The organism is Streptacidiphilus rugosus AM-16 (genome assembly GCF_000744655.1).
Lineage (GTDB): Bacteria > Actinomycetota > Actinomycetes > Streptomycetales > Streptomycetaceae > Streptacidiphilus > Streptacidiphilus rugosus.
Genome location: NZ_JQMJ01000004.1, coordinates 2,844,378 through 2,858,786 on the forward strand (window position 1 = coordinate 2,844,378; position 14,409 = coordinate 2,858,786).

The 14,409-nt window shown below is 72.3% G+C and carries 11 protein-coding genes and 1 tRNA gene; 8 read left to right on the forward strand and 4 right to left on the reverse strand.

All coding sequences use genetic code 11. From position 1 onward, the window contains the following. Nucleotides 1–27: 27 nt before the first annotated feature. Nucleotides 28–480, reverse strand: coding sequence for a universal stress protein (locus tag BS83_RS21890; RefSeq protein WP_037605303.1), 453 nt, complete (start codon nt 478–480; stop codon nt 28–30). A gap of 104 nt (nt 481–584) precedes the next feature. After that, nucleotides 585–899, reverse strand: coding sequence for a chorismate mutase (locus BS83_RS21895; RefSeq protein ID WP_037605304.1), 315 nt, complete (start codon nt 897–899; stop codon nt 585–587). A 144-nt stretch (nt 900–1,043) separates the two neighbouring features. Between BS83_RS21895 and BS83_RS21900 the strand changes: the two genes are divergently transcribed. Beyond that, a tRNA-Lys gene (locus tag BS83_RS21900) sits at nt 1,044–1,117 on the forward strand. A gap of 221 nt (nt 1,118–1,338) precedes the next feature. Then, the gene (locus BS83_RS21905) at nt 1,339–2,160 is read left to right on the forward strand and encodes a putative protein N(5)-glutamine methyltransferase (protein WP_037605305.1); all 822 of its coding nucleotides are present in this window, start codon (nt 1,339–1,341) and stop codon (nt 2,158–2,160) included. 231 nt (nt 2,161–2,391) lie between these two features. On the opposite strand, the gene BS83_RS21910 is transcribed toward BS83_RS21905, so the two are convergent. Continuing rightward, on the reverse strand, nt 2,392–3,639 hold the full coding sequence (locus tag BS83_RS21910) for an MFS transporter (RefSeq protein ID WP_051943567.1): 1,248 nt from the start codon (nt 3,637–3,639) through the stop codon (nt 2,392–2,394). A 360-nt stretch (nt 3,640–3,999) separates the two neighbouring features. Here BS83_RS21910 and BS83_RS21915 point away from each other — a divergent pair, with 360 nt between their 5' ends. The 4 genes from BS83_RS21915 (at nt 4,000) to BS83_RS21930 (ending at nt 9,606) form a co-directional block, all read left to right on the forward strand. After that, entirely contained in the window at nt 4,000–4,794 is a 795-nt protein-coding gene (locus BS83_RS21915) for a VOC family protein (RefSeq protein WP_037605306.1), read from the forward strand. A gap of 166 nt (nt 4,795–4,960) precedes the next feature. Further along, nucleotides 4,961–5,386, forward strand: a complete 426-nt coding sequence (locus tag BS83_RS21920; protein ID WP_037605307.1) for an OsmC family protein — start codon at nt 4,961–4,963, stop codon at nt 5,384–5,386. A 328-nt stretch (nt 5,387–5,714) separates the two neighbouring features. Continuing rightward, entirely contained in the window at nt 5,715–7,523 is a 1,809-nt protein-coding gene (locus BS83_RS21925; protein WP_037609610.1) for a putative bifunctional diguanylate cyclase/phosphodiesterase, read from the forward strand. 640 nt (nt 7,524–8,163) lie between these two features. Continuing rightward, a complete protein-coding gene (locus BS83_RS21930) occupies nt 8,164–9,606 on the forward strand; it encodes a glycoside hydrolase family 26 protein (RefSeq protein ID WP_063774210.1) in 1,443 nt (480 codons plus the stop codon). A gap of 55 nt (nt 9,607–9,661) precedes the next feature. Here the strand turns inward: BS83_RS21930 and BS83_RS21935 are convergent, their stop codons facing one another. Beyond that, nucleotides 9,662–11,248, reverse strand: a complete 1,587-nt coding sequence (locus BS83_RS21935; protein WP_063774211.1) for an APC family permease — start codon at nt 11,246–11,248, stop codon at nt 9,662–9,664. A gap of 477 nt (nt 11,249–11,725) precedes the next feature. Between BS83_RS21935 and BS83_RS21940 the strand changes: the two genes are divergently transcribed. Both BS83_RS21940 and BS83_RS21945 read left to right on the forward strand, forming a co-directional pair. Then, on the forward strand, nt 11,726–13,462 hold the full coding sequence (locus tag BS83_RS21940; RefSeq protein ID WP_037605308.1) for a cholesterol oxidase substrate-binding domain-containing protein: 1,737 nt from the start codon (nt 11,726–11,728) through the stop codon (nt 13,460–13,462). A 51-nt stretch (nt 13,463–13,513) separates the two neighbouring features. Further along, nucleotides 13,514–14,263, forward strand: a complete 750-nt coding sequence (locus tag BS83_RS21945) for a crotonase/enoyl-CoA hydratase family protein (RefSeq protein ID WP_037605309.1) — start codon at nt 13,514–13,516, stop codon at nt 14,261–14,263. Nucleotides 14,264–14,409: the final 146 nt, after the last annotated feature.

A 14,409-nucleotide genomic window follows, 5' to 3' on the forward strand; every position in this document is an offset into this window, starting at 1 on the left:
CCGTAGTCCACGGACCCGAACCGGGTACTAGGGCACCACCGTGACCGGCCAGCGGCCGGACTTGACCAGGCGGACGCCGACCGAGCCCACCAGGCGGTGGCCCGCCTTCTGGGACGCGCCGATCACCACGGCGTCCGCCTTGAGCTGGTCGGCCAGGTCCACGATGCCCTGGTACGGGTCGCCGGGCGTGGAGTAGAACTCCCAGCGGATGCGCTCGCCCTCGGGAATCCGCTCGACCGCGTCGCGGATCTCGGCGAGCAGGTGCTCGGCGACGTCCTGCTCGGCCTGGATCACGGCCGCGCCGACCTCCGCCCCGCCCACGGCGGTGATCGGCTGCACGTAGGCGAGCGCGAGCTTCGCGCCCTGCCGCCGTGCGAGACCGGACGCGTAGGCGGCGGCCCGCATCGAGGAGTCGGAGCCGTCGATGCCGACGACGATCACCGACGGTCCGTCCGTGCCGAGTTCGAACGTGTCACCCATGTCACCCTCACCCTCCGCCCCACGAGCAGAGCCCGCTCGCGGGCCCTGCTCCGACCGATCCCGACCCTACGCCCAAGATCGAACCGCCGGCGGGCTCGCCGCGCTCACTCCTCGGCGGCGATGCTCTCGTGATGCCGGATGACCTCGGCGATGATGAAGTTCAGGAACTTCTCCGCGAACGCCGGATCGAGCCTCGCCGCCAGGGCCAGGTCGCGCAGCCGGGCGATCTGCTCCCGCTCGCGCCCGGGGTCGGCCGGCGGCAGGCGGTACTCGGCCTTGAGGCGGCCGACCTCCTGCGTGCACTTGAAGCGCTCGGCCAGCATGTGCACGATCGCGGCGTCGATGTTGTCGATGCTGCCGCGCAGGCGCTCAAGCTCCGCCTTCGCGTGCGGGTCGACCTCGGCGTGGCTGTCGGACATGCGCTCCCCTGTCGGCCTGGCTGCTGGTTGCCCGGGCCGGTTCCTCCGGTCGGGCCGGGCGGCCACTCCCTGGCCCCGCCCGGGCCCAAGAATACCGATTCGGCATTTCGCCGAACGGTCATGTAATGTCTTCCACGTCAGCAGGCGCCGCTAGCTCAGTTGGTTAGAGCAGCTGACTCTTAATCAGCGGGTCCGGGGTTCGAGTCCCTGGCGGCGCACAGACAGCTCGAAGGGCTCTCCCGTCCACGGACGGGAGAGCCCTTCGGCGTTCCGGGGCGAGGCGGTAGGGTCGAGCCTGCTCGTCCGACACGATCGAGGAGGTGGGTCCCATCAACGCCAGCAAGGTGTGTGCGCTCCCCTCCCACGGCGGCCGTTAGGCGTACGGCACGGCCCGGGGAGCCCGCTGTCGGTCTTCCCCGAAGGGCTTACGGACTTCTCCATGTCTGACTCTCCTGTCTTCCTCACCTCCACCGCCTTCCCCTCCGTGGTGGAGCGGCTGCGCGCCGCCGGTTGCGTCTTCGCGGAGGACGAGGCGCGGCTGCTGCTGGACGCGGCGGCGTCCCGCGAGGATCTCGACGCGATGGTCGCGCGTCGGGTGGGCGGCCTGCCGCTCGAACACGTACTGGGCTGGGCCCGTTTCTGCGGCCTGCGGATCGCCGTGGATCCCGGCGTCTTCGTCCCGCGTCCGCGCACGGAGTTCCTGGTGCAGCAGGCCGCGGCGCTGGCCCCGCCGGGCGCGGTGGTGGTGGATCTCTGCTGCGGCTCCGGCGCGCTGGGCGTGGCGCTTGCGCGCCGACTCGGCGCGCCGGAACGGCCGGTGGAACTGCACGCGGCGGACATCGACCCCGCGGCGGTCGCCTGCGCCCGCCGCAACGTCGCTCCGCTGGGCGGGCAGGCGTACGAGGGCGACCTCTTCACCGCGTTGCCGCCTGCGGCGTCGCTCCAGGGGCGGATCGACGTACTGCTCGCCAACGTGCCGTATGTCCCGACGGACGACCTCCCGTTGCTTCCGGCGGAGGCCCGCGAGCACGAGGCCCTGGTCGCCTTGGACGGCGGCGCGGACGGCCTGGCCGTTCTCCGGCGGGTGACCGCGGAGGCGGCGACGTGGCTGGCCCCGGGCGGCGCGATGCTTGTCGAAACGAGCGAACACCAGCGGGACGCGGCGCTCGCGGCGTTCGCCTCCGGCGGTTTGGTCGCCGAGCTCGCGACGTCGGACGAGTACTGGTCCACGGTCGTCATCGGCCGCCGCCGGACGGCGTAGCCGTCCTGGGGCGCGAGGAACTGCGCGAGAAACCACCGTGTGCGGATGGCCCTGCTCGACGAGGACCATCCGCACGCCGGTGGCTTGGCGCGCAGTTCCTCGCACCCCCCGGACAGTGCAACCGACCCGTTTGCCGGACAACACCGCGCCACGCGCCGAAGGCGCGCAGTTCCCCGCGCCCCTGGACAGTGCAACCAGCCCGCCTGCAGAGGCAGCGCCGCGGCGGAGGGGTCAGGCGGAGGCTGGGGTGGGTTCGGGGCGGGTGGGGGTGAGGGTGCGGGAGAGGGGGCGGGTGGGGGTGAGGTGCGCGCGGAGGGCGACGAGCCCGGCGAAGCCGAGGGCCGCGCCGAAGGCCGGGACGAGGAAGCCCGCGGTGGGACCGTGGGCGTCGATGAGGCGGCCGGCGATCGTGGAGCCCAGGGCCAGGCCCAGGCCGATCGAGCCGGTCAGCCAGGTGAAGGCCTCGGTCTTCGCGCCGGAGTCGACCAACGTCTCGACCAGCGTGTACGCGGAGATCAGCGTCGGGGCGATGGCCAGGCCGCAGCAGAAGGCCGCCGCTGCCAGCGTGTACAGGTTCGGCATCGCCCACAGCGTGGACGCGCCGACGACCAGTGCCGCGTACGCGGCCAGCAGGCGGAACCGCGGCGAGCGCTTCCACCGGACCGCGCCGAACGCCGTACCGGCGATCACGCTGCCGGCCGCGAACAGGCCGTAGACGACACCGCTCAGACCGGCCTTGCCCGCCGCCTCGCTCGCCGCGGTGATCGAGACCTGGAGCGCGCCGAAGACCGTGCCGACGCCCAGCAGGCCGCCGACCAGCAGCCGGACGCCCGGCTGCGCCAGCGCGGAGCCGCCGTGCGCGGCGGCCGCCGTCCGGACCGGCGGGGCGGTACGGCGCTGGGCCGCGAACGCCAGGCCGCCGAGGACGGTGAGGACCGCCTCCGCGCCCAGGCCGGCCGCCGGGGCGACGGCGGTGCAGAGGGTGGTGGCGAGCACCGGGCCGAGCACGAAGGTCAGCTCGTCCGTCACGGATTCGAAGGCGAAGGCCGAGCTCAGCGCCTCGGGGCGGCCGTCCAGCGCGTGCAGCCAGCGGGCGCGGACCATCGCGCCGATCTGCGGCAGCGACGCGCCGGCCAGGCCGGCCGCGGCGAAGAGCGTCCACACCGGGGCGCCCGCCAGTGCGAGGGCGATGAGGCCGACGACGGAGCCGCCGTGGATCGCGAGGCAGGGCAGCAGCACCGGGGCCTGGCCGACGCGGTCGGCCAGTCGGCCGGTCAGCGGCGCGCCGACGACCTGGGTGATCGAGGCGACCGCGGCGACCGCGCCCGCCGTGGTGTAGGAGTGCGTGGTGTCGAGCACGAGCAGGACGGTGCCCAGCCCGAGCATCGCGTAGGGGAGCCGCGCCACGAAGGCGGGAAGCAGGAAGGTCCAGGCGCCGGGGGTGCGTAGCAGCGCACCGTAGCCGAACGAGCGGGCCATGAGGGGAGGTCTCTCTGCCGCCTGGTAGCGCACAGGGATGTGGGTGGGCCCCGCGCGCCGAGGGTCGTCCTCTGGTGCTGACCGGGGTAGATACCGCGCGCCTCCGCCGGGGAGGGCGGGGGCCGACGGCCGCCGAGCGGTCTAGCCGACTCTGCATCAGGCAGATGTAGCTGGTCTCGGTAGATCTTTGGACATCTTAACGCTAAACGATCCAAGCCCGCCGCCTCTTCCCACGTGAGCCCGGCCACCACACCACCCCCGTCGTCACCGTACGGACGCGAGCGGTTGCGCTGTGCGCACGGCGGGGGAATCGTGGCAGTCGATCCGACCCCCAGATCCGATCCGACCCCGGAGGGCCGCATGCCCGACGTCAGCTCGTTCCCCGACGGCGCGCCCTGCTGGGCCGACCTGAACGCCCCCGATCTCGAATCCTCCCGCCGCTTCTACGGCGCGGTGCTGGGATGGGAGTTCCAGGACAACGGCCCGGAGTACGGGCACTACACGATGTGCCTGTGGAAGGGGAAGCCGGTCGCCGCGCTGATGCCGCCGCCGCCCGGCGCGGAAGGGCTGGCCCCGGCGTGGAACGTCTACCTGAGGACCGGCGACGTCGACGCGACCATCGCCAAGGTCGAGGCGGGCGGCGGCAAGATCGCCATGGGCCCGCACGACGTGCCGGGCGCCGGACGGCTGGCGTTCGCCTTCGACCCGCAGGGCGCCTCCTTCGGGTTGTGGCAGCCGGGCGGGCACGAGGGCGCGCAGCTGTACGGCGAGCCGGGCGCGATGTGCTGGAACGAGGTCTACACGACGGCGGGCGGGGCGGCGGACGCGTTCTACGCCGGGCTCTTCCCCTACCAGCAGCGTCAGATCGGCGGGGGCGGGGACTTCGACTACACCGTGTGGACGCCGGAGGGCGCGGAGCGCGAGGTCTGCGGCAGGCTGCGGTCCACCGACCCGGCCAACGAGCTGGCGGCGGGCGGCGGTTCGCCGTTCTGGGCGGTGTACTTCGCGGTGGCGGACGTCGACGAGACGGCCAAGCAGATCGCCGCGGTCGGCGGCTCGGTGCTGCACGGGCCGTTCGACTCGCCCTACGGGCGACTGTGCGTGGTGCGCGACCCGTCCGGCGCCGCCTTCACGGTGATGACGCTCGCGCGGTGACGACGCCGGCACAGTGACGGCCTGACGCCCACCCGACACCGGGGTGAAGGCGGGAGGTCGACCACACGAAGCGCGGGAACCGGGCACGCCGTGCCCGGTTCCCGCGCTTCGCGGCTCCTACGATGGATGACGACGTGTCAACGGACCATCGATCGGAGGTGCCCTCGTGGCAACCACCCGCACCGCGCGCACGACCTGGGAAGGCAACCTGATGGAGGGCAAGGGCGTCGTCGCCATGCTCTCGTCCGGGATCGGCGAGTACCCGGTGTCCTGGCCTTCCCGGGCCGAGCAGGCCAACGGCAAGACCAGCCCCGAGGAGCTGATCGCCGCGGCCCACAGCAGTTGCTTCTCGATGGCCCTCTCGCACGGTCTGGCCGGGGCCGGCACGCCGCCCACCAAGCTGGAGACGCAGGCCGAGGTCACCTTCCAGCCCGGCACCGGCATCACCGGCATCCACCTCTCCGTGGTCGGCACCGTGCCGGGCCTGGACGAGGCGGGCTTCGTCAAGGCGGCCGAGGACGCGAAGGCCAACTGCCCGGTGAGCCAGGCGCTGACCGGCACGACGATCACGCTCTCCGCCTCCCTGGCGTAACGGCGGACCGCCGGTCCGAAACCCGGCGGGCGTCGCGAGAACGAGTGAAAGGGGGCGCACGCCGCCCGCGTGCAACCCCCACCAGGGAGTGAATCGGCCCCGGATCGCTGGCATGCGCCCGGGGCCGACTCCTAAGATCACTACCGTGCGTAGCGGCCAGCCCGGTCCCCCAGGTCTTCCCGAGGGGGCCAACGCCCTCGACGCCCTCAGTGCCGCAGACCCGGTCGGCACGGTCGGCGTCCCCGGCGAGCCCGGGGAGTCGAGGGAGTCCGGGAGGTCCGGTCCTCACCCCGAGCGCTACGGGGATCCCGAGCCGTCCAGGAGGCCCCTGGAGCCGGGCAACGGCGGCGCCCGCGCGGGAGAGGAGAGCCCGGTCGACCGGCGCCGTCTCGAGGACGCGCTGCGGGCCAGCGAGAACCGCTTCCGGGCGGCCTTCGTCGACGCGGGCATCGGTATGGCCCTGGTCGACCAGGACGATCTGATCATCGAGGCGAACCCGGCCCTGGCCGAGATGCTCGGGCACACCGTCCCCGAGCTGATCCGGCTGCACATCCGCGAGCTGATGGACGTCGAGGAACGGGCCCGGCGCGTCCACCGGCAGCTGGTGCGCGGCGAGCGCGACCGCTTCCGGCTGGAGAAGCGGCTGCGGCACCGCCAAGGGCACGCCGTGTGGACGAACATCACGGTCTCGCTGATCCGCGACTCCTCCGGCGAGCCGCTGTACACCCTCGCCATGGTGGAGGACGTCTCCGACGCCCGCCGCCTGGGCGACCGGCTGCACTACCAGGCCATGCACGACCCGCTGACCCAGCTGCCGAACCGTTCGCTCTTCTTCGAGCGGCTGGCGGGCGCCTTCGCCGAGGCGGACCAGCGGATCGGCCTCTGCTACCTCGACCTCGACGGCTTCCAGGCGATCAACGACACGCTCGGTCACCACGTGGGCGACGAGCTGCTGGTCGCCGTCGCCCGGCGGCTGGAGCAGCGCTTCGCGCCGCGTGGCCATCTGGTCGCCCGGATGGGCGGGGACGAGTTCGCCGTGCTGGTACCGCGCAGCGCCGACGCGAAGGAGTTGACGGCGCTGGCGGCCGAGGTCGTCGAGCTGCTGGGCGCGCCGTACGACCTGAGCGGCCAGCGCGTCGTGGCGACGGCGAGCGTGGGGGTGGTGGAGCGCCCGGTGCCGGGCACGACGCCGACCGAGCTGGTCAAGGACGCGGACGCGACGCTCTGCTGGGCGAAGACCGACGGCCGTTCCCGCTGGGCCTTCTACGATCCCGAGCGGATCGCGCATCAGATGACCCGGCAGGTGCTGGCCACGACGATGCGGCCCGCCCTGGAGCGGGACGAGTTCCTTCTGGAGTACCAGCCGCTGGTCGACCTCGGCGACGGCCGGCTGCGCGGAGTCGAGGCGCTGGTGCGCTGGCGGCATCCGGACTTCGGCCGCCTCGCGCCGGATCGTTTCATCCAGATCGCGGAGGAGACGGGCGCCATCGTCCCGCTGGGACGCTGGGTGCTGGAGACGGCGTGTCGGCAGGCACGGAGCTGGCTCGACCGCTACCCGGACGCACAGCTGTTCGTCAGCGTGAATCTGGCCGCACGTCAGTTCTGGGATTCGGACGTGGTGGCGGATGTGGCGGAGATCCTCGGCAGCACCCGTCTGCCCGCGCGACTGCTCCAGTTGGAGCTGACGGAGAGCGCGGTGATGGGCCCGGCCGGACGCCCGGTCGAGGCGTTGCACGCGCTTGCCGCGATGGGCGTCAGGATCGCCATCGACGACTTCGGCACGGGGTACTCCAACCTCGCCTACCTCAGCCGGCTCCCGGTCCACGTGCTCAAGCTGGCGGGCTCCTTCCTCGAAGGCTTCCGCGAGCCGCGCCCGCAGGCGGGCCCACGGCCGGGCGCCGGGGCAGCCCCGCGAACGCACGCGGGCGGGCCGGCGCCCCGCGCGGCCGCGGACGAGAAGATCGTCGCCGCGCTGGTCGGGCTCTCGCACGTGCTCGGCCTCACGGTGACGGCCGAGGGCGTAGAGAGCGCCGCCCAGGCCGACCGCCTGCGCGACACCGGCTGCGACACCGCCCAGGGCTGGCACTTCGGCCGCGCCGTGGCACCGGAGGAGATCGACAGGATGCTGGGCTCCTGAGCCGCGCGCCGTCGCTCCCGCGAGCGCGACCGAAGACCCGCAGGGCCGGCCGGGTGCGGCGCGCGAACCCGCGTCGCGGCCGGGCGGCGACTCCCCGCTGCCGCGGCGATCGCCTGCCGTCCCCGAAGCTCCTCCAAGCGAACCCAGGCCAGCGCACGAAACCATGGCGCGGACGAGCCGCGATTGCCCACTTCGGACGGATGTCGCCGGCCCTCCCCGAAGCTCCTCCAAGCGGCCCCGCTCCAGCGCACGAAACCATGGCGCAGCCCAGCGGCGACTCCCCATTGCGGGCGGATATCGCCTGCCCTCCCCGAAGCGAACCCGGTCCCGCACGCAAAGCCATGGCGCAGCCCAGCGGCGACTCCCCGCTGCGGGCGCGGATCGCCTGCCCTCCTCGAAGCTCCTCGAAGCGGACCCCGTCCCGCACGGAGCGGCGCAGGCGGCGGCGGTCGCGCCCCTGTCGGCCGCCCTCGCTGCGCGCTCGACCCCCCGCCCGGTCCAAGGCCCCGGCTCCGACCCGGGTGGGCGACGAACGTGCACGTCAGCCCGCCACGCCGCATTTCCCCCGAAGGAGTGAGGCACGCCCACCGTTCAGCGCGCCCTGGATCATGACGGTTCATCAGTCCATAGTCTGAGCGTCATGCCACAGCGTCGCCTGCTCGCCGTCCTGGCCTTCGCCATGACCGCGCTGCTGCTCGCCTTCGCGACCGGAGCCCGGCTGCTCGCGCAGCCGCAGCCGTCGTCGTCCGGGCGCACCCACAGCGGCGACGCGATGCTCTCCGCACCGGCGACGCCCGCCGGGCCCGAGCGGCAGCTCTGGTCGGACCCGACCGTGCTGCCCGCGCACGCGGTCCCCTTCGGGGCGTTCGTCGGCTCCGACTTCGCCGACGACCGGCAGACCAGGCTCTCGATCTGGCTGCACAACGCGGATCTGCAGGTCGGCCACACCTACCTGCCGGGCGGCACCTGGCAGGACATCGAGGGCAGCCCGTCGCTGCTGGGCCCCTGGGCCCAGTGGCGGCTGTCGCGCCCCGACCGGCTCTTCGTGCTGGCCGTGCCGATGCAGCAGCAGAACGAGGACAACCTCAGCGACGACGAGGTGGCCTCGCTGCTCCAGCAGTCCGCGGCCGGGGCCAACGACGCGCACTTCCTGACCCTGGCCCGCCGCCTGGTGGCCCTCGGCGTGCCGGACACGGTGATCACGCTCGGCTGGGAGATGAACGGCGTCACCTACACCAGCCGCTGCGGACCGGACCCCGAGGACTGGCGCACGTACTGGCGGCGCATCGTCCACGTCATGCGCAGCGTCCCCGGCCAGGCGTTCCGCTTCGACTTCACGCCCAACCGCGGCCCGGACGCGCACCCCTGGACGGACTGCTATCCCGGCGACGACGTCACCGACGTCATCGGCACCGACAACTACGACCAGGGCCCGGGCGACACCTTCGCCGACTACGTGACCGAGCAGTACGGGCTGCTGGACCAGGTGCGCTTCGCCGCGCAGCACCACAAGCCGGTCTCCTACCCGGAATGGGGCATGTTCCGGCACGGCGACGACCCGACGTTCATGCGTCAGATGATCAACTGGATCGAGACCCACGACACGCTGTACCAGACCATCACCGACTACTGCCCGCACGGCGTGCTGAACTGCGACGCGAACCCTCAGTCGAGCGAGGTCTACCAGGCGATGATGTCGCAGCAGCCCGCCCCGCTGCCCTCCCCCTCGCCCTCCCTCAGTACGAGCCCCGGCGCGAGTCCCACGGGGAGCGTCTCGCCCAGCCCGACGCCGAGCACCGGCCCGAGTCCGTCGCCGAGCCCCGGCCAGAGCCTGCCACCGTCCCCGAGCCCGAGCCCCGCTCCCTCGCACTCGCCGTCGCTGTCCCCGTCGCCGTCCGGCCCGCCCTCGGCCTCGGCCCCGCCGGCCCACGGCCCGGTGCCGGCCCCCACACCCTCCCCCAGCTGCCACCGCCGCAGGGACGGCAACCCGTGCACCACGCCGGCGCCCCTTCCCGCAGGGCCCGGCGGGCACCCGACCCCGATGCCCGCCGTCACCCGCACCAAGCTGCCGGGCCGCTCCTGACCGTCGGCCCCCGACCGCCTGCTCCGACCGTCGGCTCCCGACCGGCCGCTCCCGGCTACTGGACCACGCGGCCCGTCGGCTCCGCTTCCTCGTCCCGCGTGGCCGCGCCGACCGGGACGTCGGGGTGGCGGAACCAGGAGCCCTGGACCGCCCACTGGATGAGCATCAGCACCAGGCCCAGCGCGATCGCGCCGACGCCGATCACGGTCACGCCGCCGGTCTCGCCGAAGAACGGCAGGTTGACGGTGGTGTTGCCGTAGCTCGGGTCGGCGTAGACGTCGAAGGCGGCGTAGCAGAAGAAGTAGAGCAGCATCAGGCCGCCGAGCAGCGGCAGGAGGCCCTTGAACACGAAGTCCTTGACGCTGCGGGTGAGCACTTTCCTGAAGTACCAGAAGCAGGCGAAGCCGGTGAGCCCGTAGTAGAAGGCGATGCCCAGGCCGACCGATGAGACCGAGTCGGTGAGCACGTTGGTGCTGATCCGGGTCAGCAGCACGTAGAAGGCGATCGAGATGCCGCCCATCGCCACCGTGGACCAGGTCGGCGTCTGGAAGCGCGGGTGCACCCGGCCGAAGTGCGAGGGGATGGCCTTGTGCAGGGCCATCGAGAAGCTGGTGCGTGCGGTCGGCAGGATCGTGGTCTGGGTGGAAGCCGCCGCCGAGGTCAGCACCATGAAAATCAGCAGCTTGGAGAGGAACCACCCGAAGCCGGTGCTTCCGAAGACCGCGTTGCCGAGGCCGGAGAGCACGTCGCCGGAGTTGTCGGGGTTGGCCAGCCCGATGCCCTTCTCGCCGACGCCTGCGAAGCTCTGCGCCGAGGTGGAGACCAGGGCGTAGATCAGCAGCAGCAGGACGGTGGAGATCACCGCCGCGCGGCCCGGGGTTCTGGTCTTGTCGGCGGTCTCCTCGTTGACGGAGACGGCGGTGTCCCAGCCCCAGTAGATGAAGACGGCCGAGAGGATGCCGGCCGTCAGCGCGCTCGCGGAGGCCACGTGGAACGGGTTGAACCAGGCGAGCTGGACGTGGATCGCCGTCGCGGGCGCGTTGCTGCCGTAGGCCTTGACCAGTGCGGTGATCGAGAAGACCGCCAGCATCGCGACCTCCAGGCAGAGCAGCACGCGCTGCAGCGCCGCGGAGATCTCGATGCCGATGTAGCAGATGAACGTCATCACCGCGATCCACACGACGCCGGCGACGGTCGTCCACAGCGTGCTGGCCGCCAGCCCGGGATGACCGATGAGCTGGAAACCGTAGGAGCCGGCGATCTGGGCCAGGTTCGCCATCACGATGATGTCGGCGATGATGATGCCCCAGCCGCCCATCCACCCGGTGCGCGGGCCGAAAGCGCGGGCCGCCCAGGTGAAGGTGGTGCCGCAGTCGGGGTCGACCGCGTTCATCTCCTTGTAGGCGTAGGCGATCAACAGCATCGGGATGAACGCCAGAATGGTGATGATCGGCGCCTGGAGGCCCACTCCCACGACGATCAGGCCGAGTGTCGCCGCCAGGCTGTAGGCGGGCGCGGTGGAGGCGAGACCGATGGCGACGGAGGAGAAGAGGCCGAGCGCGTTGCCCTTCAGCCCCTTCTCTCCGGAGCCTGATCCCGGGGCGACGGTGGACGCGTCGGGCGACTGTGCAGAGGTGCTCATGAGGACCCTCCACGCGGAAGTGGGGCCGAGCCAGCTGATGCGCGGATGTTAGACCCAATCCTCCCCCTTCGCGCACGGACTGCACGTCGAGCGATGCCGTTCGGGGCGGCTTCTTCGGATTCCGTGGCCGGTGCCGGGTATTCCGGCCGATTCCGCAAGCATCTTGCGATAGCTACTGTCCAGTAGACCGATGAGGGAGCGCTTTCTGCGCATCTGCATTGACTTCTTTCGTGCGCCGCCCGACTCTCTCCATCACCCACCACCACCGGACTGTCCCGCCCAGCCCCGCACCCCCGGCCGGCCGCCGCACCGCCCCGCCGGGCACTGAGCGACGACTCCCCGCGCGGGACCGCACCGCCCGGCGCATCTCTGCACCCTTCACCGCCGTTCGTCGGCCTGCCCGCGCCCGGGTGTCACCGGGCCCCGGCCTGTCCGGCGCACGGCCGCGCTCCCACCTGAGCCGACCGGAGGACAGTCATGGACCAGCACGAACGCGCGCGCCTGTCACGCCGCGCCTTTCTCGGCGCGACCGCGGCGGGCGCCGCCCTCGGGATCTCCCCGTGGACGCCCGCCTTCAGGGTCACACCGGCCGAAGCGGCCACCACGGCACCGCCGAACTTCCCCGGCTCCATCTCCGTCTACCAGCAGGCCTTCCGGAACTGGTCCGGCGAGATCGTGCTGGACCCCACCTGGACCTGTGCCCCCAGCAGCCCGAACGACGTGGTCACCCTCGCCAACTGGGCCTACGCCAAAGGCTGGAGACTTCGCCCCAGAGGCATGGGACACGGCTGGTCCCCGCTGCTCGAACCGAGCGGCGCGTCGGGCAACATCGTGCTGGTCGACACCACCCAGCACCTGACCGCCGTCACGGTGAACTCCGGCTCACCGGCGAGCGTGACCGCCCAGTGCGGCATCACCATGCTCAACCTGCTGACCGCGCTGGAGGGTTCGGGCTACGGTCTGACCAACACCCCGGCCCCCGGCGACCTCACGCTGGGCGGCGTGCTGGCCATCGACGGCCACGGCACGTCCGTGCCGGCGCAGGGCGAGTCGCAGGTCGCCGGACACACCTTCGGCTCGGTCAGCAACCTGGTCACCTCGCTGACGGCCGTGGTGTGGGACTCGGGCAGCAGCGCCTACGTGCTGAAGACCTTCCAGCGCAGCGACCCCGACATCGGCGCCTTCCTGGTCAACCTCGGCCGCGCCTTCGTCACCGAGGCCACCCTGCGCGTGGGCGCGAACGTTCGGCTGCGCTGCCAGTCGACGTACACCACCCAGGTCACCGACCTGTTCGCGCCGCCCGCCTCGGCCGGCTCCAACTCCTTCGCCTCACTGGTCAAGCAGAGCGGCCGGGTGGAGACGATCTGGTTCCCCTTCACCACCGTGCCATGGCTGAAGGTCTGGTCGGTCGCGCCGAGCAAGTCGTGGCTGTCGAGGGAGGTGGACAGCCCCTTCAACTACAGCTTCTCGGACTCGGTCAGCAGCCAGGAGTCGCAGTACATCTCCGACATCGTGGCGGGCAACGTCTCGGTGACGCCGACCTTCGAGAACCTGGAGATGAGCATCGTCGGCTCCGGGCTGATCACCACCGGCACCTGGGACATCTGGGGCTGGGCCAAGAACACCCAGCTGTACGTCAAGCCGACCACGCTCCAGGTGACCGCGAACGGCTACGCGATGCTCTGCGCCCGCAGCGACCTGCAGCGCGTGGTGAGCGAGTTCTACTCCTACCTGAGCGGGCAGTTGGCCACGTACAAGGCGGCGGGCCAGTACCCGATGAACGGCCCCTGGGAGGTCCGGGTCACCGGCCTGGACCACGCCGCCGACTGCGGCGTCCCCGGCGCGGTCGAACCACTGCTCAGCGCGATCCGGCCGCGGCCGGACCAGCCGCAGTGGGACACCGCGGTCTGGATGGACCTGCTCACCATTCCCGGCACGCCGCAGTCGCAGAAGTTCTACCGCGAGACCGAGCAGTGGGCGCTGTCCAACTACACCGGCAGCTACGCGGCGGTACGGGCGGAGTGGTCGAAGGGCTGGGCCTACTCCGGCAGCGCTGCCTGGGCCGACCCGACCGTGCTGGGCAGCACCATCCCGGCCTCCTTCCGAGCCGGCCAGCCCGGCACGGCCAACTGGGACACGGCGCTCGCCGTCCTGGACCGCTACGACCCGGGAAGGATCTACTCCAACTCCTTCCTGGATACGCTGCTGCCCTGATCTCCTCTTCCTCAGGGACGGCGGTGCGGGTGACATGCGGGTGAGGCGCGGATGACCGGCGTACGCGTGGACCGCGACGGGGCGGTGTGGACGGTCGTCCTCGCCCGCCCGGAGCGGCGCAACGCCGTGGACGGACCGACGGCCGACGCGCTGTTCCGCGCGTTCGCGGAGTTCGACGCCGACCCGACGGCCGCGGTCGCCGTCCTGTGGGGGGAGGGCGGCACGTTCTGCGCGGGCGCCGACCTGAAGGAGGTCGGCGGTCCGCGCGGCAACGGCCTCACCGTCGAAGGACCGGGCCCGATGGGCCCGAGCCGGATGCGCCTGGGCAAGCCGGTCATCGCGGCGGTCGCCGGCCACGCGGTGGCCGGCGGGCTGGAGTTGGCGATCTGGTGCGACCTGCGGGTGGCCGCGGAGGACGCGGTCTTCGGCGTCTTCTGCCGCCGCTGGGGCGTCCCGCTGATCGACGGCGGCACGGTCCGGCTGCCGCGCCTGATCGGCGCGGGCCGGGCGATGGACCTGATCCTCACCGGCCGCGAGGTCCTCGCGCCGGAGGCGCTGGCGATCGGGCTGGCGGACCGGGTGGTCCCCGCCGGGACGGAACGCGCCGCGGCGGAGGCCCTGGCCCACGAGATCGCCACGCTCCCGCAGGCCTGCCTGCGCAGCGACCGCCTGTCGGCGCGGGAGGCCGAGGGCCTGGAAGAAGAAGCCGCGCTGGCGAACGAGTTCCGCCACGGCCTCACCACGATCGAGGCCGAAGGCCTCCCGGGGGCCCAGGCGTTCCGCGAACGGCAGAGGCCCTAGGCAGCGGGTACGTTGCACTACATCCGGGGGCGCGAGCAACCACCCTCTGCGGATGGCCCTGTTCGGTGAGGACCATCTGCATGGCGGTGGTTTTTCGCGCGGTTCCCCGCGCCCCTGAGATGGCGCACCTCACTCTCAGCAGTGAG